This window comes from Mycobacterium sp. E2479 (assembly GCF_001667925.1).
Lineage (GTDB): Bacteria > Actinomycetota > Actinomycetes > Mycobacteriales > Mycobacteriaceae > Mycobacterium.
This window is the reverse complement of record NZ_LZJR01000048.1, coordinates 1-25,843: the sequence shown is the minus strand read 5'-3', so window position 1 is coordinate 25,843 and position 25,843 is coordinate 1. Positions and strand designations below refer to the sequence as shown.

Below are 25,843 nucleotides of genomic sequence, written 5' to 3'. Positions count from 1 at the left end.
CGGCCGATCGGTGGGCAGCTGCAGGCGCTCGGGCATCCCGGCCAGCGCATCCTCCCAATAGGCCAGCTGCGCGGCGACACGGCTGCCGCTGTCTTCGAGGTCGCCGAATTGCGCACGCTGCCACAGCGTGTAATCGACATACTGGGCCGCCAGCGGAGCCCACCCCGGAGCCCGCCCCGCACAACGGCTGGCGTAGGCCATACCCAGGTCACGCGTCAGTGGCGTCATCGACCAGCCGTCGGCGGCGATGTGGTGCGCCACGATCACCATCAGGTGCTCGTCCGCGGCGACCCGGAACAACCGCGCCCGGAAGGGGATGTCATTAGCCAAATCGAACGGCTGTAGCGCCGTCTCGCTGATGGCCTCTTGGAGCCGGCCGGCCGGCCAGCCGCTGGCGTCGACGACCTGCCATCCGAATTCGGCCCGCTCGGCCGCGACCACCAGTTGTTGCGGAATCCCCTCTGGCGCCGGGAATAGCGTGCGCAGGCTCTCGTGACGGTCGATGACATCGGCCAGCGCCGCACCCAATGCCCCGGGGTCTAATCGCCCGCAGAGCCGTAACGCTGCTGCCATGTTGTAGATGGGTGATGGGCCCTGTAACTGATCGAGGAACCACATGCGGTTCTGGGCAAACGACAGCGGAACGACCGTCGGACGTTCACCGGCGACCAGTGGCTCCAGTCCACCCCCTTCAGTACCGATACGGGCCGCCAACTGGGCCACTGTGGGCGCCTCGAACAAGACGCGTACTCCAAGCCCGGCATCAAGGCTGGCGTTGACTGCGGCGATGACTCGCATCGCTGACAGCGAGTCTCCACCCAGGTCGAAGAAGGAGTCATCGATGCTGACGTGCCCGCGTTCGAGGACTTGGGCGTAGATGCCGGCAAGGATCTCTTGGGTTGGGTTTTCCGGAGCGCGATATTCACTGGCGGTGTACTCCGGAGCCGGCAAGACTCGGGTGTCGAGCTTGCCGTTGGGTGTCAGCGGCAGCGCCTCCAATGCGATCACCGCCGCCGGCACCATGTAGGCAGGAAGCCGCTCGGCCAGCGCGTCGCGTGCCTGGACGGGCTCCGCGGTCCCGGTGACGTAACCCACCAATCGTTTGCTTCCGGGGCGGTCCTCGCGGGCGACGACGACCGCCTGCTGCACCCCGTCGAGCGCGGCCAGCGCGGCCTGAACTTCACCGACCTCGATGCGATACCCGCGGATCTTGACCTGCTCATCGGCACGCCCTAGATACCGCAGCTGCCCATCGGCACCCCAGCACACCAAATCGCCGGTGCGGTACATGCGCGTTCCCACGCCTCCGAACGGACACGCCACAAACCGCGAGGCCGTCAAACCCGAGCGGCCCACATACCCGGCGCCTACCCCGCCACCGGCCACAAACAGCTCCCCGGTTACCCCGGGCGGCACCGGACGCAACCACTTGTCCAGCACAAACAGCGCCGCTCCCGACACCGGCGAACCGATCGGAACGGGCCCGGACCCGGGCGTCAGCGGCGCACTGATCGCGACACACATCGTCGTCTCGGTCGGACCGTAGGCGTTCACCATCACCCGCCCTGACGCCCATCGATCCACCACCTCGGGCGGGCAAGCCTCACCGGCCATCACCAGTGCCACCGACTCCAAACCCTGCGGCGACAACACCGACACTGCGGACGGCGTCTCGGTCAACACACTGACGCCCTCGCCGACCAGCATGTCGTGCCACGCTTCGGGTGCGCGCGCCACCGACTCGGGCACCACCACCAGCCGCCCACCACGCAAGAGCGCGCCGAAGATCTCCCACACCGAAACGTCAAAGGCCAATGAGTGACTGTGTGCCCACACCCCGGCCGGCGGCAGGCCTGCGTCCAACGAGGCCAACAGCTCGGTCACACCGCGGTGGGTGACCGCGACGCCCTTGGGCACCCCGGTGGTGCCCGAGGTGTAAATCAGGTACGCAATATCGTCGGGGCCCGGCGCGGGTAGGCCGGTGCTGGGCTGTTCATCGGCAGCGGCATCGTCGAGGTTGATGATCGGTAGGTCATGACCGTTCAGTCTTGATCGCAAATCTGGTGTGGTGATGACGGCCACCGGCGCCGCATCGCGGAGCATGAATCCGATCCGCGTGGTCGGCAATACCGGGTCGATCGGCAGATAAGCCGCGCCGGTTTTGAGCACCGCCAAAATCGCCACGACCGCCTCGGCCGAACGCTCCACCAGCATCGCCACACATCCGCCGGCGCCGACACCCCGACCGACTAGCAGATGCGCCAGCCGATTAGCCGCCGCATCGAGGGCGCGGTAGCTCCACGTCGATCCACCGCAACTCATCGCTGCCGAGTCCGGGGCACGCATCGCCTGCGCCTCGAACAGCACCGGAATCGAGACCGCTGTGGTCACCGGCTGGGCCAACACCGCCCGGTTAGCTCGCTCATCAAGCCAAACGCGTTCGCGCTCGTCGAGCAGATCCACCGACGACAACCGCCGTGTCGGGTCCGCGGTCATCGCCATTACCACGCGCTCCAACCGCCCGACCAGCGCAACAATGCTTTCCGCATCGAAGACATCGGTCCGAAATTCGACCGTTCCGCCGATTCCGGCCGGCTCACCGCTCTCGGACCAGCGTTCGGCCAGCGAAAACTCCACATCCATCCGGGCGGTTTGGCTGTTCACCGGCAGCGGCGTTACGCGCAGATTGTCCAGGGTCAGCCCGGTGGCAGGGTCAGCGCTGAGGCCGGGCAGGTTCTGCCAGGCCAACATCACCTGGATCAGTGGATGGTGGGTCATGCTCCGGGTCGGGTTGAGCCGCTCCACCAGCACCTCGAAGGGCACGTCCTGATGCTCGTAGGCGGATAGGCTGCGCCGCCGGATCTGTGCCAGCAGCTCGGCGAAGCTGGGATCGCCGGCCACATCGACGCGCAGTACCAAGGTGTTGACGAAGAAACCAACCAGCTCGTCCAAGGCGGGATCGGGGCGACCGGCGATGGGGAAACCCACGGCCACATCGCTGCTGGCGCTGATCTTGGACAGCAGCACGGCCAGCGCGGCCTGCACGACCATGAACGTGGTCGCGTTGTGCTCGCGAGCGACACTCTCCAGCCGCTGCTGCAGCTCCGCCGGCCACTCCACCGCCACACTCGCGCCACGCTGGTCAGCCACCGGCGGGTAGGGCCGATCGGTGGGCAGATCCAGCCGCTCGGGCATGCCGGCCAGCGCATCCTGCCAGTAGGCCAGCTGCGCGGCGATGCGACTGTCGCCGTCGTCCAAAGCTCCAAGCTGCGCGCGTTGCCACAGCGTGTAGTCGGCATACTGCACCGTCAAGGGCGCCCATCCGGGTGCGCGCCCCGCGGTACGGCTGGCATAAGCCACACCCAGATCACGCACCAGCGGCGTGAGCGACCAGCCGTCGGCGGCGATGTGGTGCACGACGGCCACCAGCACGTGTTCGTCATCGGTGACCCTGAAAAGGCAAGCGCGCATTGGAATTTGGGCGCCCAGATCAAACCGGTGACGCGTCACGGCACCGATGGCGTCAACCAGGTGGCCTTCCGGCCATCCGCTGGCATCAACGACCTGCCAGCCGAAGTCCGCGCGCTCGACGGGCACGACGACCTGCCGCGGTACCCCGTCGACCGATGGGAACAGCGTGTGCAGACTTTCGTGACGACCCACCACGTCGGCCAGCGCCACGCCCAGCGCAGCGGTATCGAGCTCCCCGTCCAGGCGCAGCGCCGCCGCGATGTTGTACATCGGTGAGGGCCCCTGGAACTGGTCGAGGAACCACAGGCGGCTCTGGCCGAACGACAACGGGACCACCGCCGGCCGCTCCCCCGCGACCAACGACGCAACTCTGCCCGCATCTGCACCGATTCGCGGTGCCAGCTGCGCGATTGTGGGCGCCTCGAACAAGGAACGCACCGGAAGGCCGGCGTCCAGCGCGGCGTTGACCGCGGCGACGACCCGCATCGCCGACAGTGAGTCTCCACCCAGATCGAAGAAGGAGTCGTCGACCCCGACACGCTCGAACCCGAGGACCTGCGCGTAGATGCCGGCCAGAATCTCTTCGACCGCGCTACCGGGGGCGCGGTATCCGCCCGCGGCGTAGTCGGGTGCCGGCAGGGCGCGGGTGTCGAGTTTGCCGTTCGGGGTTATCGGCAGCGCCTCGAGCACCACCACCGCCGCCGGCACCATGTAGGCCGGCAACCGCTCGCCCAGCGCGCTGCGCGCCGCGGTCGGGTCGGCGTTGCCGGTCACGTAACCGACCAGGCGCTTATCACCGGGGCGATCCTCGCGGGCGATCACCGCCGCCTGTTCCACTCCGTCGAGCGCAGCGAGAGCTGAGCGCACTTCGCCGAGTTCGATGCGATACCCGCGGATCTTGACCTGTTCGTCGACGCGTCCGAAGTATCGCAGCTGTCCATCCGCGCCCCAGCACACCAGATCGCCCGTGCGGTACATGCGTGTTCCCACGCCTCCGAACGGGCATGCCACAAAGCGCGTCGCGGTCAAGTCGGGCCGGCGCCAATATCCAAATCCGACGCCCCGGCCCGCTAAATACAGCTCGCCGACAACTCCGGCAGCGACCGGTCGCAACCATGCATCCAGCACAAAAAATGCCGCACCCGCCACCGGCGAGCCAATCGAAGGGGCGCCCGACCCCGCCTGCAGCGGCGTGCTCTTGGACAACCACATCGTCGTCTCGGTGGGGCCGTAGACATTGACCATGACCCGCCCGGGCGCCCACCGATCCACCAACTCCGGCGGACACGGCTCGGCACCGATGACCAATGTCGTCGACGGCAAACCCTCCGGCGACAGCATCGCCACCGCCGACGGAGTCTGGGTGAGGACGCTGACCTGCTCACCCACGAGGAGTGCGTGGAACTCTTCGGCGGAACGCGCGACGACGTCGGGAACCACCACCAGGCGTCCACCGTTGAGGAGGGCACCCCAGATCTCCCAGACCGAGAAGTCGAAGGCATAGGAGTGGAACTGTGTCCACACCTGTCCCGGTGCACCCAGGTCCACACCGATATCGAGTCCGTCGAACAATTGGGCAACGTTGTGCTGGGCGACGGCCACCCCTTTGGGCACCCCGGTCGTGCCGGAGGTGTAGATGATGTGGGCGGTCTCGTCGGGGTGAGGTGGCGGAGGCGCGGTGCTGGGTTGAGCGTCGACGGCGGGGTCCGCGACATCGATGACCGTGAGGCCGAACCCGTCCAGCCGCTCGGCCAAACCACCGGTGGTGAGGGCGGCAACCGGCGCGGCGTCGCCCACCATGAACTCGATCCGCGCCGGGGGCAGCGCCGGGTCAATGGGAAGATATGCGGCCCCGGTTTTGAGCACCGCTAATATCGCGACGATCGCCTCGGCGGACCGAGGGAAGAGTATGACCACCGACTGTGCCGGACCGACGCCGTGGCCAATCAGTAGATGTGCCAACCGGTTTGCGGCGTCGTCTAGCTGCCGGTAAGTCCATGAATGCTCACCGCACACCAAGGCCACCGCGTCCGGCGTCCGCCCTACCTGGGCGACGAACAACGCCGGAATCGACGCTTTGCGCCCCTGCCGGCTCAGCACCGCACGGTTGCCCCAACGATCGAACCGGGCGTGCTCGGCCTCGGTGACCACGTCCACCGATGACAGCGGCCGACCCGGATCCGCGGTCATCGCGGCCAACACCATCCGGAATCGTTCGATGAGCGCCTCGATGCTGGCCGCGTCGAACACGTCGGTGCGGAATTCCACTACCCCGCCGATCCCGGCCGGGGCACCGCCGTCGCCCCAGCGTTCGGCCAACGAGAACGTAAGGTCCATGCGGGCGGTCTGGGTGTCCACCGACAGTGGCTTGGCTTCCAAATCACCCAGGGTCAACCCGGCGGCATTGCTGTCCTGCCAGTCGAAGTTCTGCCAGCCCAACAGCACCTGCACCAAGGGGTGATGGGTCATACTGCGGGTCGGGTTGAGCCGCTCGACAAGCAGCTCGAAGGGCACGTCCTGGTGCTCGTAGGCGGCCAGACTGCGCCGCCGTACCTGCGCCAGCAGCTCGGCCACGGTGGGGTTTCCGGCCAGATCGACGCGCAGCACCAAAGTGTTGACGAAGAAGCCGACCAGCTCGTCGAGCGCGGGATCGCGGCGCCCGGCGATCGGGAAGCCCACCGCCACATCGCTGCTGCCGCTGATCTTGGACAGCAGCGCGGCAAAAGCGGCCTGGATCACCATGAAGGTGGTGGCGCTGTGTTCGCGGGCCATCCGATGAACCTGTTGCTGCAATTCGGCCGGCCAGTCCACGCTCACCTGGGCACCCCGCTGATCGGCAACCATCGGGTAGGGCCGATCGGTGGGCAGCTCGAGGCGCTCCGGCATCCCCGCCAGCGCGTCCTGCCAGTAGGCCAACTGCGCGGCGATGGGGCTACCGCTGTCATCGAGATCGCCCAGCTGATGACGCTGCCACAGCGTGTAATCGGCATACTGCACCGCCAACGGCTGCCAACCAGGCGGCTGCCCCGCGCACCGGCTGGCATAAGCCATACCCAGATCACGCACCAGCGGGGTGATCGACCAGCCGTCGGCGGCGATGTGATGCACCGCGGCCGCCAGCACGTGTTCGGAGTTGCTGATACGGAACAGCCGCGCTTGCAACGGGATCTCGTTCGCCAGGTCGAACGGGTGCCGGGCAACGGCCTGCATCGCCTCATTCAGCCGGCCTTCCGGCCACCCATCCGCGTCGACGACCTGCCACCCGAAGTCCGCTTGCTCGGCAGGAAGCACGAGCTGCTGAGGTGTGCCCTCGGACGCCGCGAACACCGTGCGCAGGCTTTCATGTCGGGCCACCACATCGCCCAGCGCCGCGCCCAGCGCGTCGGCATCCAGCCAGCCGGTCAGCCGCAAGGCCATCGTCATGTTGTAGACCGGCGAGGGCCCCTGGAACTGGTCGATGAACCACAGCCGGTTCTGGGCGTACGACAACGGCACTACCGCAGGTCGCTCGCCGGCCACCAGCGGCTCCAAGCGACTCGCATCCCCACCGATATGCGGCGCCAGTTGACCGATGGTGGGCGCCTCGAACAGGGTGCGCACCGAAAGATCGGCACCCAGGCTGGTGTTGATTGCGGCAACCAGACGCATCGCCGACAGCGAATCGCCGCCCAGGTCGAAGAACGACTCTGCGACGCCCACCCGCTCGAGCCCGAGGACCTGAGCGTAGATGCCGGCCAGAATCTCCTCGACCATCCCGCTCGGCGCGTCGTAAAGGTAGGCGTCCTGGTACTCGGGTGCCGGAAGGGCCCTGCGGTCGAGCTTCCCCGAGGAGGTCAGCGGGAATTCCTCGAGCACCACGATGTGCGTGGGCACCATGTATTCGGGCAACCACGCGCTCAACCGCTGACGGACCGCGCTGATCTTGGTGTTGGCGTGGGGTTCGTTGTGGGTGCCGCGTTGACCGGCTCGAGGGCCGGGCAGATAGAGGTCTGTCAACGCTGGGCGGCCCTCACCGTCGACGGGAACGATGAAAACGGCATCCAGTGTTCCGGGTTGGGCGCCCCACGTGACGGCCGCGTGGTATCCGATGTCTTCGCCGAGCCGATGCAGATCTTCGGCGGTGGCTGCATCGGGCTCGGCTTGGGCGAAAGCGTCGGCCAACGGCAGCCCGGCGGCCAGGCCGCGCTCGATGCGGACGTCACTGATCACTCCGGTGCGGGGGATTCCGCTGATGCGCACCGTGTCGGGACGTTCGGCGAGCAATCGTGTCCGCAGCCCCTCGAGGCCGCCGCATTCCGTCCAGGCCCAGCCGGGTGCGGCGGCCAGCGAGCGCACCGATGCGGGGCCTCTGTGGATGACGACGTCGTAGCGATACCGGTTGAGTTCGTTGTCGGCCAGGCCACGTTTGACTCGGATCTCAAGGCCGCCCACTGACTCGCGATCGGCGGCCAAGGTGGTGAAATACTCTGGTGCCAAGAGCAATTCGGGCTCGCCGAGCACGGCATGCTTGACACGCCGGCGAATATCGGCCGCGTCCGTGGCATCGGCACGCGCCAACGCGACCGCGGTTTGGAACGCGCCCTGCAGGCTGTGGTTGCGAACATCGCCGACGAACAATGCACCACCAGGTGCCAGTAGTTCGATGGCGTTGTCGATGACCTCGGTCAGATATCCCGCATTGGGGAAGTACTGCACGACCGAGTTGACGATGATGGTGTCGAAGTGCCGCGGCGGCAGCGTGTCGGTAACGTGTGCGGGCTGCGTCAGCAGGTGCACCCGGTCCCGCCACGGGATCTGCAACTGCTCTAACGAACGACCCAGATTGTCGATGACCACCGGCGACATATCGGTGGCAACGTACTTTTCGCAATGCGGGGCGATCTGTGACAGCAACAGCCCGGAGCCCACGCCGATCTCCAGCACCCGCTGCGGCCGCAGGGCCATGACCCGGTCCACCGTGGCAGAGCGCCACTCGATCATCTCGTCAAGCGGAATCGGTTCGCCGGTGAGGCTGCTGTTCCAGCCCCGAAAGTCCATGCCGAGATCCGGCACCTCCACCTGGGCGCCGTAGAGCTCGTCGTACAGCTGTTGCCACTCTTCGACGATTTCGACGTCGCCGTCGGAGGTGGTGCTGTGCTTGAGCGTGATGTAGGCGACGAGGTGATCGCCGATCTCGCTGTGGTGCACGGTGGCGGCGGCCTGAGCCACCTGCGGACACGCGAGCAAAGTGTTCTCGATTTCACCCAATTCGATGCGCTGTCCGCGCAATTTGATCTGGGCGTCGGCACGGCCGAGGTATTCCAGGGCGCCGGCGGAAGTCCACCGCACCAGGTCACCGGTGCGGTACAACCGCGACCCGGGTTCGCCGTAAGGATTGGCCACGAACCGTTCCGCGGTCAACTCCGTCCGGCCTACATAGCCGTGCGCCAGCGCCGGCCCGCTGAGGTAGAGCTCGCCCAGCACACCGACGGGGGTCGGATTCAGGAAGGCATTGAGCACCAGCGCCCGGACCCCCGGGATCGGCGCCCCGATGGTGACCGGCTGCCCCGCCGACAAACGTGCACAGGTGACCCAGATGGTGGTCTCGCTCGGACCGTAGCCGTTGAACATCTGACGACCCGGCGCCCACGCGGAGACGACTTCCGCCGGGCAAGCCTCTCCCACAGCGACGATTGTGGCCAACCCGGCCAGGCGGTCCCGATCCAGCGACCACAACACCGTCGGAGTCAGAATCGCCGCGCTGACGCGCTGCTCGTGCAGCAATGTGGTCAGCGCATCGCCGGCATACACCTGCGGCGGCGCCAGCACCAGCGTCGCCCGCGATTCGACGGCCAACAACAACTCGCCCACCGACGCATCAAAGGTCGGGGTGGCGACCATCAGCACCCGCGCGTTTTCGTCTAGGTCGAACAGGTTGCGTTGCGCCGCAGCCCAACCCAACAGACCGGCGTGGCTGACCGCCACCCCCTTAGGGGCGCCGGTGGACCCGGAGGTGAAAATCACGAAGGCGGTGTCATCTGTCCCGAGCGCCGCCAGCCGATCAGCGTCGGTGATCGGATCCGCGCCACGGGCGGACAGGTCAAGAGTGTCGATGCGCAGCACCGGGCGCGTCCCAGACCCGGCTACGGTGTCGCCGCCACAGGTCAACACACACACCGCGGACACCGTGTCCAACAGCGTGCTGATCCGCTCGACCGGGTGGGTCCGATCGACCGGCACATACACGCCGCCGGCCTTCGCCACCGCCCACCAGGCCACTACCAATTCCAGGCACCGGCCCATGGCCACGCCCACTGCGAGCTCGGGACCCACCCCGGACTCGATCAACACCCGCGCCAGCCGCGTCGACCACTGGTCCAGCTCGCGATACGACATGGCCCGGTCGCCGTCGACGGCCGCCAAAGCATCCGGGTCGGCGCTCACCGCCGAGGCCAACAACTCGGGGGCCACACCGATCGGTGCCGCCACCTGAGCACCAGACCAGCGCGACACGACCAGTTCATGCTCACTGCGATCGAGCAGATCCACCGTCGAGAGCGGCCGCAAAGGGTCGGCGGTCATCGCTACCAGTACCCGCTGCAACCGCTCGATGAGGGTCTCGATCCGGCCCGCGTCGAAGACGTCGGTGTCGTACTCGACGCGCAGGTCTATCTCACGGCCCGGCAGGGCCTCCATCGTCAAGGGGTAGTGGTTGTATTCGAGGTTGGTGAACTCGGTGATGGCGACCGCGTCCGCGTCGTCAGCGTCCGACGGCACGATGGTGTCGATCGGATAGTTCTCGTACACGAAGAGCGTGTCGAAGAGTTGTTCGTGGCCCGTGACACGGTGAATGTCGATCAGCGCCAGATGCTGGTGCTCGAGCAGATCGTTGTGGGTTTCTTGCAGCTGGGCCAGCAGGTCCGCGGTCGTGGTCGTCGCGGTGATCCTCACCCGCACCGGCACGGTATTGATCAACAGCCCTACCATCGACTCCGCCCCGGGCACTTCGGACTGGCCCGCGCGCGACCGCGGGGTGCCGAAGGCGACATCGTGTTGACCGGTCAGTGAGGTGAGGAGCAGCGCCCACGCGCCCTGCAGCGCGGTGCTGACGGTGGCGTGGCAGGAGCGGGCCAGCTCGCTGAGGGCCTGCGTCGTTCGCTCGGGCACGCTAGCCGACGCAAAGCCGCGCCGCCCTTGCCCCAACCGACCTTGAGGGGCGACCAGCGTGGGGGCGTCGAAGCCTGCCAACGCCTCGCGCCATGCCGTGCGGGCGGCGTCAAGGTCTCGTCCGGCCAGCCAGGTGAGAAATGTGCGATAGGAGACGGTCGCGGGCAGCGGCTCCTGGTAATAGCTGGCAAAGATCTCCCGCAGCAAGATTGGTAGCGACCAGCCATCGACCAGAATGTGGTGGAAAGTCAGCACAAATCGGTGCCGGCGCTGCGCGGTGCGAATCAGGGCTGCCCGAAAGGCAGGCCCGCCGGCGAGGTCGCAGACCGCGTCGCGCTCGGTGGCGGATATGTCTTGGATCAAGTCATCCGCGTCGACGTCGTTGCCGTCGGCGTGGAGATCTACAAACCGCCACCGGACCCCTGGATCGGCCGGGATGATTTGCACCGGCTCGTCGAACTGTGTGCAGAACCGCGCCACCAAGTGTGGATGCCGGTTGACCACCACATGCACCGCATCGCGTAACCGGTCGGGCTCCAGGGTGCCGCTGACGGTGAAATCAAGTTGCAGCGCATACATTTCGTCGTCGCTGCCTCGGGCCGTGCTGGCGTGAAAGAGCAGTCCCTGTTGCAGGGGGGTCAGCGGCAGCACGTCGGCGACCCGCTCTTGCCGGCATAGCTCGTCGATCTGCTGCTGGCTGAGGCGGGCAGGCGCGATGTCGGACGGCGTCAGCCCGCCCCCACCGGCGCGCACATGCGCGCAGATTCCGGCCAGAGCTTCAAACCACAACTGGCCCAACCGGTTAACCGCCGTACGATCAAGTGCCGAGGGCGCCCACGTCCAATCGGCGTGCAGATACGGGCCGCTGTCGGCGTCGACGGTGCCGGCGTTGAGCTCCACGGTGTGCGCGAGCGGCATGGGCGTCGCCCCGGCCGCGCCGGTGAGCGACCAGCCTTCCTGACCGAACCGCCAACCGTCACCAGACCGGTCGCCCGCCGGGGCGCCAAAACGACCCAGATAGTTGAAGCCGATCGCCGGATCCGAGCCGCCCAGCTCGACATCGGGATTCAGGTACCGGAGCAGGCCGTAGGTCAGCCCGTGCGGCAGGGCACGCAACTGCTCCTTGGCGTCCTTGAGCACCGCGCCCAACGCCTCCTCGCCGGCAATCACCTGATTCCAGCGCAAGTTGCCGACCCCTAACGACACCGGGTATTTGGTGGTGAACCACCCCACGGTGCGCGACAAGTCGACGTTTGGGGCGAGCTCCTCGTGACGCCCATGGCCCTCGACGTCGATGCCGATCGGCGCGCCGCCGGTGCCCAAAAATTCCGCCGTCGCCAGCCCGAAGGCAATCAACAGAATCTCGTGCACCCCGGCATGAAACGCCGCGGGCACCTCGCCAAGCAGCATCCGGGTCGTCTCGGCATCCAGGTCCAGCGATATGCGCTCAGCCGTGGCATAGGTATCCAGTCCCGGCTGCACCGCCGGGAGGGCGGCCGGGATCCCCGCCGCCTGTCGCCAGCCTTCGGCTAGACCGGCGATCTCGGGGCTTTGCGCTTTCTGGTCCAGCAGCGATGCCCAACTGACAAAGGACGTCCCGGTCACCGGCAGGTCTACGGGCTGACCGGCGCGATGCTGGGCCCACGCGATGTTGAGATCCTCGAGCAGGATTCGCCACGAAACCCCGTCGACGGCCAAATGGTGGACCATCACCACCAACTGGCCAGTAGTGCCGACCCATAGCGCACTCAGCATCACTCCGACAGCCGGATTCAACTGCGACCGCGCCGATATCAGCACCTCATCGGATAGCTCGTGCACCGAGCGCAGACACGCGCCGGCATCCACCGACCCCACTTCGGGCACGTGCAACGACCAGCCCCGGGCACCGTCGTCGTCTACCCGGAGGCGCAACATTGGATGCCGATCCAGTAAGGCCTGCAACAGCACCACCACGTCCGCCTCGGTCACCCCGGCGGGCGCCAGCACCACGACCGTCTGGTTGAACTGTTCCACCGGGCCCTCGACGCCCTGCAGCCAGCGCATGATCGGGGTGGCGACCAGCGGCCCGATGCCCTCGTCGATCGGGCCAGTCTTGCCGTCGGACATTCCGGCCACCAGGGCGAGCCGGGCCACGGTCTGTTCGACGAATATGTCGCGCGGGCGGCATATCAGGCCGGCGGCACGGGCGCGGGCCACCACCTGCATCGACAGAATGCTGTCGCCGCCAAGCTCGAAGAACGAGTCGTCGACCCCGACGCGCTCCAGCCCCAGTACCTCGGCGTAGATATCGGCCAGGATCTCCTCGACGGCGTTGGTTGGTGCGCGGTAATGATCGACATCCTGGTACCACGGTGCCGGCAAGGCGCGGGTGTCGAGCTTGCCGTTGGGTGTCAACGGCAACGCGTCCAGGGCCACCACCGCCGCCGGGACCATATGTCCGGGAAGCCGCTCGGTTAGCGCGGCGCGGATCTCGCTCGGGTCGACCGAGCCGATGACATAACCCACCAAGCGTTTGTCGCCGGGACGGTCCTCGCGCGCGACCACCACCGCCTGCGCCACCCCGTCCATCGCGGCCAGCGCCGCCTGAACTTCAGCCAATTCGATGCGGTATCCGCGGATCTTGACTTGCTCATCTGCGCGCCCCACATAGCGCAGCTGGCCATCAGGACCCCAAGACACCAGATCGCCGGTGCGATACATCCGCGTTCCCGGCTTGCCGAACGGACAGGCCACAAACCGCGACCCGGTCAACCCAGCCCGCCGCACATACCCGTACGCCACGCCTCGACCGGCCACATACAACTCACCGACCACCCCGGGCGGTACCGGGCGCAACCAGCCGTCCAGCACGAAACACGCCGCACCCGAAACCGCCGAGCCGATGGGCGGTGTTCCCGAGCCCGCCGCCAGCGGCGCGCTCATCGCCGCATACACCGTGGTCTCTGTCGGACCGTAGGCATTGACCATCACCCGTCCCGGCGCCCACCGATCCACCACCTCGGCCGGGCAGGGCTCACCACCGACGAGCAACGCCGTCGACTCCAAGCCTTCAGGTGCGAGCATCCCTACCGCTGACGGCGTCTGCGTCAACACACTGACGTGTTCACTTACCAGCAGGGCATGAAAGTCCTGCGGGGAGCCCGCCACCTCTTCGGACACCACCACCAGCCGCCCGCCATGCAGCAGAGCCCCCCAAATCTCCCAGACCGAGAAGTCAAACGCGTACGAATGACACTGTGTCCACACCTGTTTCGGCGGCAAGCCCGCGCTTAGCGAGTCGAGCAGTTGAGCGACGTTGCTCTGGGTGATGGCCACGCCTTTGGGCACCCCGGTCGTACCCGAGGTGTAAATGATGTGCGCGACGTCATCGGGCGCCGGCGCCGGTAAGCCCGTAGACGGATGATCGGAAATGTTGCGGTCGTTGATGTCGATGATCGTCAGGCCTTGCCCGTCCAGCCGCTCGGCCAGCCCGGCGGTCGTCACCGCAGCAACCGGTCCCGCGTCGCCAAGCATGAACTCCAACCGCGCCGCCGGCACCGCCGGATCAATCGGCAAGTACGCCGCCCCGGTCTTCAACACCGCCAAGATCGCCACGATCGCCTCAGTCGACCGCGGCAACAACAACGCCGCGCACCGACCCGGGCCCACCCCATGGCCCGCCAATAGATGCGCCACCCGGTTGGCGGCCTCATCCAACTCCCGATAAGTCCAGGAGCGGTCACCACACACCAACGCCACCGCCTCCGGCGCACGCGCCACCTGCACGCCGAATAACTCCGGAACCGAGACCATCGCCGAAGCCGGCTCGGCCAACACCGCACCGTTGCCCCACCGATTCAGGCAAGGCTCCCCAGTGACAGCTGACACATCCATCGACACCAGTCGCCGCGTGGGCAACTCAGCCATCGCGGCCAGGATCCGTTGCAATCGGTTTGCTAAATCCGCGGCATCAAAATCGGCGAATGGGCGTCCTGCGCCCAGCGTGCTCAGCAAGTGCTGATCACCGAATCCGAGAAAGAAAAAACCGAAATTACCTACCGGCCCAAAGGTGGTGTATTCCGCTGTTCCAGGAGTATCGGCGAGGCTCAGGTTAAGCCTGCCCAGGATGTGGTTGATGACCACGCGATTCGCCGCTTGCCGCGGATCACGAGAGTTACCCTCGCCGTCCAGTACCTGTACCGGAAAACGCTGGTGTTGCACCGCTTCTCGTATACGGGAATCAACATGCTTACAGAAATCGGCAACCGAAGATTGCGGGGAGGTCTTCAGGACGAGAGGTACGACCCCAGCCACCATTCCCGGAAGCAGCTTTGACTCCGGGCGCACGCGCCGGCTGACTGGGAAGTCGAGCACCACCTCTTGGCAACCGTTGGCGACGAACCCGTGCACCAGCAGGGCACACGCCGCGGTCAGGACCGACGATCGACGGATTCCCAACGCTTTGGACAACCCCTTGATTTGCCCCGCCACAGCCGGATCCAGGTGCACAGGCGCAGAAGGCAAATACGAACTTCGTTGAGAAGCCGCTTCGGGCAACCGGTAATCGGGGCCGCCGCCCGAAGGGAGATTCGCCGCCCAATAAGCTTGATCATCCAGGTAATCGGTGGACTCTTCGTATTCCAGCTCGTGGCCGATCATGTCCTGCAGGGTTCCGAAAAAGCCCGGAGACACCGTTCCGCCAGACGCCAGTGCGGAATACACAGCGGCAATGCGGCGGCCTAATAGTGAAATGCCCAAACCGTCGATGACTATGTGGTGGAAGCAGCCAAACCAGTAGTATTCGTCGGCTCCGGTCTGAAATAACGCGAATTTGAACAGCGGGCCGGTGAGCGGCAGCGGTGTTTGTTGGATCGCCGATGCCTTCTCGCGCGCTTCACGCACGGGATCACGCGAGCCACTCAGGTCATAACAGGCCAGCTCCACTTCCGGATAGTCGATCGCCCGTTGGAAGACTTCGCCATCCCTTTGAAAAAAAGTCGCCCTGAGCGTTTCGGCTTCGCCGACCACTTGGCGAATCGACCGCTCCAGAATCACGCGATCTAGTGCGCCCTCGATTCGCACCAGCACGCCCAGCTGCCACTCCGCATCGAAGTGACTGGTTTGCTGCGCGAGCCATATGGCTAACTGACCCCGCGTCAGCGGAAGGACACGGTCGGCAACTCCCATGAAACACTCCAAGGGTTAGGTGCTGCGCACGTGTCAAATATCCGGCGCCGCTTGAATTTTCGCGTAACCGCTTACCGTTACTACTACCACACCAGCAACACCAAGCGAAATCTTTTGGCGTTCGCTCTGCAGCTGTATGCAGGGCCGATTGCAGCGCCCTGCGGGCGTGTGAGAGATTCCATACTCCGACCCCGCGCGTAAAGACACCCGTTGCGCCGAGACAATGTCACCACGGCGACGCGGGAAAAACATTTTTGACATGTCAAATCCCCGACCTTGCTTGACTTCTCGTGCGACTCGCACAAGTTGTTGCCTCGCGCCGCCCGACGCAGCGAGTACACACCCGTCGCCTTGCGGCCAAAGCCAGCGATTGCGGCGCCGGCCTGGTGCAGGCGAGTTATCTCCAACGTACACGCCCTTCGCTACGGGCCAGCGTCAGCAAACCGCAATTGCGCACGGGTGCAACCGAATTAACGCTTGCGTAATGAACTTCGGCCCCGACATCCCGGGCGCCACGCATGATTGAGCGCTGCTGGCAGGTCGCCTCGATGCGCACCAGTCGCCGCAGCGCCAATGCAGAATTTTCGTGAGCGTCGATTAATGAGTGCAAACTCGGAGTCACCGTCGCAGCTATGGGCTGAGGCGGGCGTGACCGTACCCAGGTCGATCACCTAGCCGGACTGGACGCTCGCCCGGTGGGCGGACTGCTGCCATCGCTCGAGGCTGCAGCGGGGTTCGCCGCTCAACATCGTCACGCGAAGATGGCCCGGAAGGACCACCCCCCGTGGGCCGGGTCGGCACCGCTGGGGCTAAGCGTGTGCTCCATACCCTGATCGCCCAGCATTACCGCTGATCCCCTGTGCCGTAATGCGATTTCGCGCGTGCGTCCACGATGGTCCGTTCCGCCTGACAGCCTCGGCGCTTCGTCACTGTCTCTGCCAAGTCTGGCAGCTATGCGTCACAAACGCTCTGTCACTCGGCTGGATCGTCACTACTTGGAAACTAATGCCGATGCCGCTATCGATGATGTCGGTTGGTTTCAGACTCCTCAGCCTCGCCCAATAGCAATCGGATTCACCTTCGGGGCTGGCGCCGCCCGAGCGGTACGTGCCCGGCACGATGTCGGTACCTACTCGATACATTCCATCGGTTTCCATGAGCGTTCTGGGGGCAGCCGGTGGCGGCGGCAACGTCACCGTGACGGTTTGGGTGATTTCCTGAGTGGATGTCACCGTCGGAGTTGTTGTCGGGGTCGACCCGCCCCCACAACCTGCAAGCACTATCGCCGCTTGAGCGATCGCAGCCGTCCTGAACTGCATTGAAGGAGGGTAGCAGGGCCATCTCCGCGTTCTTACGCGCTAGATCGACTGGTGGCCCGGTCAATCCCGCGGCAAGCATTCGGACTGCGCCGCAACACATTCGGGGCGCGTCGTCGCATCCGGCCCAGCGCCTATCGTGAGAAAACTTTTTGCGATCTGACGTCGGCGCAAGCCATCAGCCCGAACGTGACGGGCGCTCAGTTTTTACCAGGTTGCGAGCGATCTCTTCGACCCGGGTGTTGGTTTCCTGCGACAGTCTGGTCAACATATCGAATGCTCGATCGGCGTCGATATTGAATCGCTCCATCAGCACGCCCTTGGCTGGCCGACCACGTCTCGGGTAGCGATGGCGCGCAGCGGTTGCTGGTTCTTTGTAGCAAGCGCCTGCTGGCGCCGGAGGTGAACGCCGGTCTCCACGACGCTGACGGCCCCGAGCGTGTGCAATAGAGCCCAACCCGGCAAATCCGTTGAAGCTAGGGCGGGCTGTGCCAGGGTCGTGTTCACGCATACCTAGTCCCGCGAGACACGTTCGTCCCTTGTCGAACTCAACTCATGCGGCTCGGATTGACCGGATGCGGGCGCCCAGCCGACGTAGGTCAGATACAGGCCGATCAGGCCGAGAGCGGAGTAGATCGTGCGGTGTGCCCCCACGTTCGTCACCGAGCCGACGATCGACGAGAAGAACCCGGGAAAGGCCAGCAGAGCGAACCCGCGCAGGGCCATCAACCAGCCCAGTATCGAGATGATGACCGCCGCTGCGCTTCGCCAGTGTGGGTGCAGGGCGATGATCACGAGACCGATCATCAAGAGTGGGGCGGCCGTCGCCCACGGCCATATCCCGATGTCAGAGAGCAGCGGCAATTCGGACCGCCTGCGCAGCAATCCGGTGACGCACACGATGGCGTTGTACGGGCCCAAAACCCGGGAGAACATCCGCGTCGTGGTGTCGACCCTCGGCGAAAAATTCATTTGTTCGCCTCCCTCTGGTGCTGATTGTCCGACGATGCGTCGGCCGGGCCGTGGCGTCCGAGATGCTCGAATTTCCGTTATTGATGCAGTAATCCGACCATTTGCAGAAACTCCCCGATAGGGACCGAAGTCCCCCATTACGACGTTCCGAGAAAGCGACGAAGGGTCCGACGCGGGAGGACTTTGGCCCCTACCTCCCGTCGGAGTGCAGGACCGACAGTGAGATCACCCGACTTCGTGGCAACCGGGAACAGGAGAAAGAAATGAATCGAGAAGCATGCAAATTCTTCAGCGGAGCGTTCGCCGGAATTGCATACGCACACGCCGGCTATGCCGTAGCCACATCGAGCGGCATCGTCGACGAGCCGATCTTCTTCGGCAGGACGTGGGGCGTCGGATTCATGTGGACCGAAGCCATTGTCTACGCGGCGATAAGCGCGGCACTCGGGTATGCGGGCTGGCGCTCTCAACCCGTGCAGCTTCGAGACGTGAGCGCCCCAGAAACGAACGGCCAGAGCACGCAAGCCGCGACCGCGGAGCAGGTGCCTCTGTCAACGTCGCGTTGACCGGGTCACTGGGTGGTGCACTCGAGGTGAGTCGCGTGAAGTGGTCGGCGATCAGCGCGGTTCTGGTGTCCGCCACCGCGCTACTTGCCGCAGCACCCGCATCGGCGGATTCGCCCGACGATACTTTCGTCAACGCGCTTGCGAATTACGGCATCGATGTCAGCGACCGGGACAGTGCGATCGCGCACGCCCACGCGGTGTGCGCCGGATTCGACAGAGGTCAGGACTCGAGCCTCCTGGCGCTGAAGCTGACGCACGACCCGTCGTTCGACCTTTCGTTGAGGCAGGCCGGATTCTTCATGGGCGCTTCGGTGGCAATCTATTGCCCGCAGCACAAAGACTCGATCGATCCCTCCCTGGTCTGGCTGCTGCCATTTCCCCCGATGATGTGAGCAGCGGTGCAGCGCGAGAGGCGGCGGAACAAGTCCGCCGGGAAGCGCCATAGTCTGGTGTCCTGGACGTCTGCGATTCCTCGGGAGGTAACGACATGCCCGCACCGTCAGCCGAAGTCTTCGACCGACTGCGCCAACTGGCCGCAATCAAAGACCCCACCGCGCGCCAGACCAAGACGATCGACGAGGTCTTCACCGGCAAGCCGCTGACCACGATCCCGATCGGCACGGCCGAAGATGTCGAAGCCGCATTCGCCGAGGCGCGGGCGGCCCAGATCGCCTGGGCTAACCGGCCGGTCTCCGAGCGCATCGACGTCATCAGCCGCTATCGGGACCTGGTCTTCGAGAAGCGCGACTTCCTGATGGATCTCCTGCAGGCCGAGGCGGGCAAAGCCCGTTGGGCGGCGCAGGAGGAAGTCGTGGACCTGATAGCGAACGCAAACTATTACGGGCGCGTCTCGGCGGACCTGCTGAAGCCTCGTGCCGTGCAGGCGCTGCTGCCGGGTATCGGGAAAACGACGGTCTGCTACCAGCCCAAGGGTGTGGTTGGGGTCATTTCGCCGTGGAACTATCCCATGACACTGACGGCGTCGGACTCGGTGCCGGCACTGCTGGCTGGTAACGCGGTGGTGCTCAAGCCGGACAGTCAGACTCCGTATTGCGCGCTCGCCTGCGCCGAGCTGTTGTACGAGGCCGGCCTGCCGCGTGCGCTCTACGCGATCGTGCCCGGGCCCGGGTCGGTGGTCGGCACCGCGATCATCGATAACTGCGACTACCTGATGTTCACCGGCTCGACCGCCACCGGCAGGCAGCTGGCGGAACACGCCGGCCGCCGGCTGATCGGATTCTCGGCCGAACTCGGGGGCAAGAACGCGATGATCGTCGCGCGCGGGGCAAACCTCAACAAGGCCGCTAAGGCGGCCACCCGCGCATGCTTCTCCAACGCGGGCCAGCTGTGCATCTCGATTGAGCGGATTTACGTCGAGAAAGACATCGCCGACGATTTCATCGGCAAGTTCGGAGCGCAGGTGCGGAACATGAAGCTGGGCACCGCATACGACTTCTCGATCGACATGGGCAGCTTGATCTCCGCGGGACAGCTTGAGGCCGTGACGGATCACGTGGACGATGCGAAAGCCAAGGGCGCCAAGGTGATTGCGGGCGCAAAGGCTCGACCCGACATCGGGCCATTGTTCTACGAGCCGACGGTGCTGACAGAGGTAACCCCCGAGATGGAGTGCGCGGCCAATGAGACATTCGGGCCCGTCGTCTCGATCTATCCCGTCGCGGACGTGGATGAAGCGGTCGAGAAGGCCAACGACAGCGAGTACGGGCTCAATGCCAGTGTCTGGGCCGGTTCCTCCGCAGAAGGCCAGCAGATCGCAGCGCGGTTGCGGTCCGGAACGGTGAACGTCAACGAGGGCTACGCATTCGCATGGGGCAGCCTCAGTGCGCCGATGGGCGGGATGGGCCAGTCTGGCGTAGGCCGCCGACATGGTCCCGAGGGTTTGTTGAAGTACACCGAATCCCAGACGATCGCGACCGCGCGGGTATTCAATCTCGATCCGCCCCTTGGCATCCCGGGGACGCTCTGGCAGAAGTCGCTACTGCCCGTCGTGCGGACGGTGATGAGGCTCCCCGGTCGGAACTGACGCCGGGGGTCCCCGCTTTCCAATGCCGCATCGATTCGGCGGCGCGGCGCAAGATTTGCGTCGCGGTTTTATGCCTTTCGTATCGTGAATCCGCGTTAGGCTCTCGATGTCAGCGGCACATCTCACGTCAGGAGTCCGCTATGAAGGTCGAGGCGAAGCGATCTGAGGAAGACGCTCGGCGGCTACGCGAGTACGCCACCTTCGATAAGTTCTCGGATGCTGACCTACAGCGCCTCGCCGGAGCGGCTCATCGCACTTCGACATCGGCCCCGTTGCCGCTGATTCATGAGCAGACCCCGTCGGACTCCTGCTACATCCTGCTCAGCGGGGAGGTGGGCGTGTACGTCGGCTCAGACCGCGTCGCCACGCTGGGGCCGGGCGAGGTGATCGGCGAATCGGCGCTCCACCGTGGCAGACTGCGGTCCGCGACCGTGACGACGATGGGACCGGCCGAGTTTCTACGGATAGAACGCGACGATCTCGCCAGGTTGCTCGTCGAGATACCGGCGCTCCGCGAAATCATCGATGCGTCTGTCGCGCGGCACGTGCCCGTCGAGCTACCGCCAAAGCCAAAACCACAGTTCTCGAGGTTGGGCGCCTCAATCCGTACCGACTTGGTCGAGCGGTTTGAGCAGGCCGCTGACAGCGCCGGTATGGACGTCGCCACGGCGCTCGAAGATGCGCTTACCCGTTGGATCGAACGGGACGGCGCAGGGTAGCCACCACCATCTCCGTTGCAGCCGTTTACTACAGAACGTAGTATTTGTGCCGTCTTGCGCGCACAAGGGGGTGCAATGTGAGGTGGAGTTTCGCCCAGATCGGGCTGCTGATCATCTGTGTCGTTCATGTGGTTCAGGCGGCGATCGGACTCGTCGTCAATCCCAGCTTCGCCATCGGTCCCTATGCGCCGACCGTGCAGTTGCTCGGAATGGACTACAACGGTTGGCATGCCGTCGCCGGTCTGGCCTTGTTTGGACCGGGCCTGGTCTTCGCGGTGCGCAAGTCCTGGTCCGTGTTGTATCTACTACTCGCCGCCATAGCCGGTGCGCTGCCGGGCATTTGGGCCTTCTTCTCCCATCAGATCGCCTTCGTTTTCAACTTCCCCAACAACCTCACCGATGCGATCGTGCACTTGGTGACCGCGGCCATCATGATCGCGGTGGCAGCCGTGCAGATCCGGATGGACGGTGGGCTTCGAAACTCACTGGCCGATCTTCGGAAAGCGCCCTAGGTCACGCACGTCACGTCATACCGCGCAAACATGCCGGCACGCATGCACTCCTCGATTCGTGAGGCTCGATGCTCCTCGTTGCCCCGATCGCACCAAGGCGTCCGCTCCCAGGATCGGTGCCGAAGATCTCCACCTTTTCGCCGCGCCTTTCCTAAGCTTGGCAGTGCAGCATTTCCCGTCTGTGCTCGCGGGCTCGGGTCGTGCCGCTGCGGGTAGCCGTCCGTCGACGAAGGAGGTTGCGATGGCCAGGCATTCGGACAGGGACGACGACGAGCCCAAGGGCGGCCGTCCCGGTCCGGTGGACCACGGGCGCGAAGGCGGAATGGCGACTCGTGAGAACGCGCCGGAACTCACCGAGCCCGACCGCGAGGACTGACGGCATGACGGCTCACAAAACGCGATCCGGTACGAGCAGCCATCGAGGCGGGTAGCCGGGATGCCTCCAACGCGACGAAAATGGCTAGATGCATTCTGAGCAGGCGCCGCCCCCGCCTAAATCGGCGCCGGGCTGGTACCCCGACCCCGCAGTAGGCCACGGCCTGCAGCGGTACTTCGACGGCACCAATTGGACCAGCGAGTGGGCGTTCTCTGCGGAGCCGCAGAAGAAAGGCACCTCCGGAAAGGCCGCCCTGGCCCTTGCCGCGCTATGCACCCTTGTTCTCCTCGTCTTCATCGGCAAGAGCTGGATTTTCGACCCCAAGAAGGACAGCCTTTCGAGCCCGTCAAGCAATTCGGCCACCGATGGAACACCGCCACCGACCGAGGAGGCGCCGTCGACACCGCCGGGTCCCAAGAAGCCGGATGGCGTCGCCTTCACCATTGCTCCCGGCCCGAACGGCGGCGTCGTCGAGGCCCGATTCGCCATCCGTGACAACTACACCGAGCAGTTGATCAAGGACGGTGCCCGATCGGACACCATCGACATCCTCAAATATGCAAAAACCACCTATCCTGACGCGTCCGCGGTGAACGTGCAGGGAACCTTCCCGATGACAGATCCGTATGGCAACACCTCGACCCAGGTCGCCATCGACCTCACGTATTCCCGAGAAACGTTGAACAAGATCAACTTCGATGGTGTGACCAAAAAGAGCATCTGGGAGATCCGCGACTCCGGCAGTGTCCTTCCGGCTTTTCAGCCGTAAGCGAGCCAGCTTCTCCTCCGCCGCGGATGCCTCAGGCAGCCAATCGCACCCGGGTTTGATGGGCGCAATCCGACGGATTACCGATTCGACGAGACCCGTCACCCAATCATCCCGCCGGCCATCCCGTATTGGAGGATGTGCCCGAGCTGCCCTGGATGGCGGGTGGGTGCAAGGCAGCTTAAAGGGTCGGGTCAGGCCGGCAGTATTCGACACTGTATGGCTTCGATTGTTGGCGGCTCGTTTCGGCCCCTCGGAATTGAGGGTGCTCCACCCAGCTGGCCACCGACCGGGGCACCTTCCCTGTGCGCTTATTGGAGGGTTTTTCGCGTACTGGCTAATTGGGGCATTTAGCTCAACATACGGATAATGCACTGCCTGGCATTATCCCCTGGTTCTCAATGAACCTTACGATGGCTATCTTCCCGCTAAGCTGCGTCCGCTTCGAGGGCCTCGCCCAATCGCGTTGACGCGCCCGAGGTCTTTGTAAAACCGGGCTGGAATTTTCTATTTAACAAATGCGGGAAACATCCTTCCGCTGGGCTGGTGACGGCTATAACATCCAATTGCACGGGTACGTAACACCAGCGAAGAAAGGTACGCCGATGACGAGCACCAAGAGAACGCTGAAAGCAGTCGCAGTGGCCGCGACGCTGGTCGCAGTTTTGGCCGGGTCGACGGGATGCACCCTGAGTTGCACCACTCCCGCGCCCGGGCAGGTGGTTTGCCAATAAAAGGTCCTGACTTTCTACATCGGTAGAAGCGGAACCTGACCGACTCCGCGCACATAACGGCGGCCGCGCGTTGCCGGCGGCATTTAGTGCCGCTGCCGGTAATCCTGGCTTTTCGCCGGCCATTAGGTGCCGCCATTCTTGGTGGTGGTGCGCACTACTGAGGTGGCTTCGACGATTAGGCAACGCGCGGCAACGCCGTTTGTTATGGTGTTCTACCGTCTCAGAGGCGATGTACTTGACAGCTCACGATGGCTCACTTATTCAGGACACACGTGTCCGCTTCCACATTGATCTGAGTTGCAGTAATTAGTTACCGGTCCTAAACCTGATTGGGGTATCTGTCAGAAGTGTTTCCTCGCCGGTATACCGCCATTTGAATTCAACTGGGTCCTCGACGGGGTTTGACCTGCATATTACCCGTGTCGGGCTGACAGGATTTGAACCTGCCACCACTTGATCGCCGCCATCCACGCCGATGACAGCAAGACCCGCGCCGAAAAGGGCGCCGTTAACGCGACGCGCGTGCAGAAGTCTCGTGCGTAATTGGAATCGATTTTCGGCGCTGTCCGCGTCGGAACATCCATCAGCTGCCGGGGGCTAGTACCGCCGCGGTGAGCTTGTATTCGATGTCATCGATGAAGGTCCAGCCGACGGGCCGGTTGTCGTGCTCCTGCATGGTTGGCGCAGTTCAACACGAGCTGTACCGCTGTAATCCGACGGCTGACCACCGAGGGTTACCGGTGCCTGGCTCCCAACCAGCGGGGGTACTCTCGCGGCGCGCAGCCGACGCGCCGCCATAACTATCGCTGGTGGTCGCGCTGGCAGCCTCATCGAACCGCACAGCGGCAACTTCGGGTGTAGTGCGTGCTTGCGTGTTCGAGCGCCATCTTTTGCTCTGGAATCCATCACGGCTGGTCACACATCGAGAGCGAGGGTTACGCGGAGTTCGTGAGCTTGTAACGCCCACGCCAGTCAGTGCGAATTGTTATCCATCATTATCCCTTGCGAGAAAGGTTTAGAGGGTGAGCACGAACACTAAGAAAACACTGAAAGCAGCGGCACTGGCCGCAATGCTGACCGCCACGATGCTGCTATCGACGGGATGTACCTTTTTGCAGGCACTGTTGAACAGCGTCTAGCGGCTCACATGGGGGGTGGCGGCGAGAGAATCTCTCCCACCCCCCTCGGCGCTAACAACGTGAACCCTTGGCGGAGGTCAAATCTCGGGAAGGGGGACCGGTGCGGCGTCGAGGGCGCCGGCGGTTTACGCAACGGAGCCTGGACTACCGATGTGAGATCCGAAGCTGGTGCCTGAGGAATTCCCGCAGCCCCTGGCTCATCCCGATGGTCATTGCCGATATTTGCATGCCCAGCCTTGACCTGCACGTTTGCGATAGATTCGGTGTCATCAGGGAAGGAGCCCACATGCCCAAAGTGTCATGGACCATTTTGGCTGCGGCGGTTGGTGGTCTGACATTGTCATTGACCGGAGTCGGGGTTGCGTTTGCAGATCCCGACATTGGTTCGGCCGTCAACACAACCTGCACCTACGACCAGCTCGTAGCCGCGTTGAACGTGCAAGACCCGATAATTGCCGCGGCTCTCAACGCCTCGCCGGATGCGCAGTCCAGTTTGCGTCAGTTCCTCGCTGGGTCGCCTAGTCAACGGAGGCAAACGGCCCAGCAAATAGTGAGCAACCCGGATGCCCAGCCGTACCTGGGAGCGATTCAACGGACGTTCGATACCTGCCACAACTACTGACCTGGTTGTTGCCCAATGATCAGGGTGTCCCGGCGTGCTCGATGGCGGCGGTGGATACCTGGCGCCATTAACGCCGATTGAGTGTGCGGGGCACCCGGACATTGCCGTAGTCGGAGACGGTCGGGCTCCGGCTGAATCTGCGTTGGACCTGAATATCGTTTGGTCGGGCTGACAGGATTTGAACCTGCGACCACTTGACCCCCAGACTTCATTTGGGTCGGCTGCACGAATAGGTGACAACTGAGATGGCTTGCCCGTGGTGGGCGAGCTGGAAGGATGTCACCATGGCAC

General features: G+C 64.6%; 12 protein-coding genes. 8 read left to right on the top strand and 4 right to left on the bottom strand.

Annotated features, from left to right (window positions below):
• The 4 genes from A5686_RS05275 to A5686_RS05265 form a co-directional block, all read right to left on the bottom strand.
• A partial coding sequence (locus A5686_RS05275; RefSeq protein ID WP_156749946.1) for a non-ribosomal peptide synthetase occupies positions 1 to 15,786 on the bottom strand: 15,786 nt, incomplete at its 3' end.
• Positions 15,787 to 16,712: 926 nt separating this feature from the next.
• Positions 16,713 to 17,105 (bottom strand): hypothetical protein, encoded by a 393-nt coding sequence (locus A5686_RS26400; protein ID WP_082947487.1) that lies wholly within the window; start codon positions 17,103 to 17,105, stop codon positions 16,713 to 16,715.
• Between the two features lie 175 nt (positions 17,106 to 17,280).
• Positions 17,281 to 17,373, bottom strand: coding sequence for a hypothetical protein (locus tag A5686_RS28345; protein ID WP_369829677.1), 93 nt, complete (start codon positions 17,371 to 17,373; stop codon positions 17,281 to 17,283).
• A gap of 242 nt (positions 17,374 to 17,615) precedes the next feature.
• Positions 17,616 to 18,074: a hypothetical protein gene (locus A5686_RS05265; protein WP_067931836.1), complete on the bottom strand. Its 459-nt coding sequence runs from the start codon at positions 18,072 to 18,074 to the stop codon at positions 17,616 to 17,618.
• Between the two features lie 263 nt (positions 18,075 to 18,337).
• Here A5686_RS05265 and A5686_RS05260 point away from each other — a divergent pair, with 263 nt between their 5' ends.
• The 8 genes from A5686_RS05260 (at position 18,338) to A5686_RS05230 (ending at position 25,552) form a co-directional block, all read left to right on the top strand.
• On the top strand, positions 18,338 to 18,640 hold the full coding sequence (locus tag A5686_RS05260) for a hypothetical protein (RefSeq protein WP_067931834.1): 303 nt from the start codon (positions 18,338 to 18,340) through the stop codon (positions 18,638 to 18,640).
• Between the two features lie 26 nt (positions 18,641 to 18,666).
• Complete coding sequence (locus tag A5686_RS05255; protein ID WP_067931833.1) at positions 18,667 to 19,032, top strand: DUF732 domain-containing protein; 366 nt, start codon at positions 18,667 to 18,669, stop codon at positions 19,030 to 19,032.
• 95 nt (positions 19,033 to 19,127) lie between these two features.
• Positions 19,128 to 20,684, top strand: a complete 1,557-nt coding sequence (locus A5686_RS05250) for a succinic semialdehyde dehydrogenase (RefSeq protein WP_067931831.1) — start codon at positions 19,128 to 19,130, stop codon at positions 20,682 to 20,684.
• Between the two features lie 140 nt (positions 20,685 to 20,824).
• A complete protein-coding gene (locus tag A5686_RS05245; RefSeq protein WP_067931829.1) occupies positions 20,825 to 21,403 on the top strand; it encodes a cyclic nucleotide-binding domain-containing protein in 579 nt (192 codons plus the stop codon).
• Positions 21,404 to 21,480: 77 nt separating this feature from the next.
• Positions 21,481 to 21,915, top strand: coding sequence for a DUF4383 domain-containing protein (locus A5686_RS05240; RefSeq protein ID WP_067931827.1), 435 nt, complete (start codon positions 21,481 to 21,483; stop codon positions 21,913 to 21,915).
• 241 nt (positions 21,916 to 22,156) lie between these two features.
• A complete protein-coding gene (locus tag A5686_RS28190; protein WP_255404999.1) occupies positions 22,157 to 22,291 on the top strand; it encodes a hypothetical protein in 135 nt (44 codons plus the stop codon).
• Between the two features lie 88 nt (positions 22,292 to 22,379).
• The gene (locus A5686_RS05235; protein WP_067931825.1) at positions 22,380 to 23,060 is read left to right on the top strand and encodes a DUF2510 domain-containing protein; all 681 of its coding nucleotides are present in this window, start codon (positions 22,380 to 22,382) and stop codon (positions 23,058 to 23,060) included.
• A 2,156-nt stretch (positions 23,061 to 25,216) separates the two neighbouring features.
• Complete coding sequence (locus A5686_RS05230; protein WP_067931839.1) at positions 25,217 to 25,552, top strand: hemophore-related protein; 336 nt, start codon at positions 25,217 to 25,219, stop codon at positions 25,550 to 25,552.
• Positions 25,553 to 25,843: the final 291 nt, after the last annotated feature.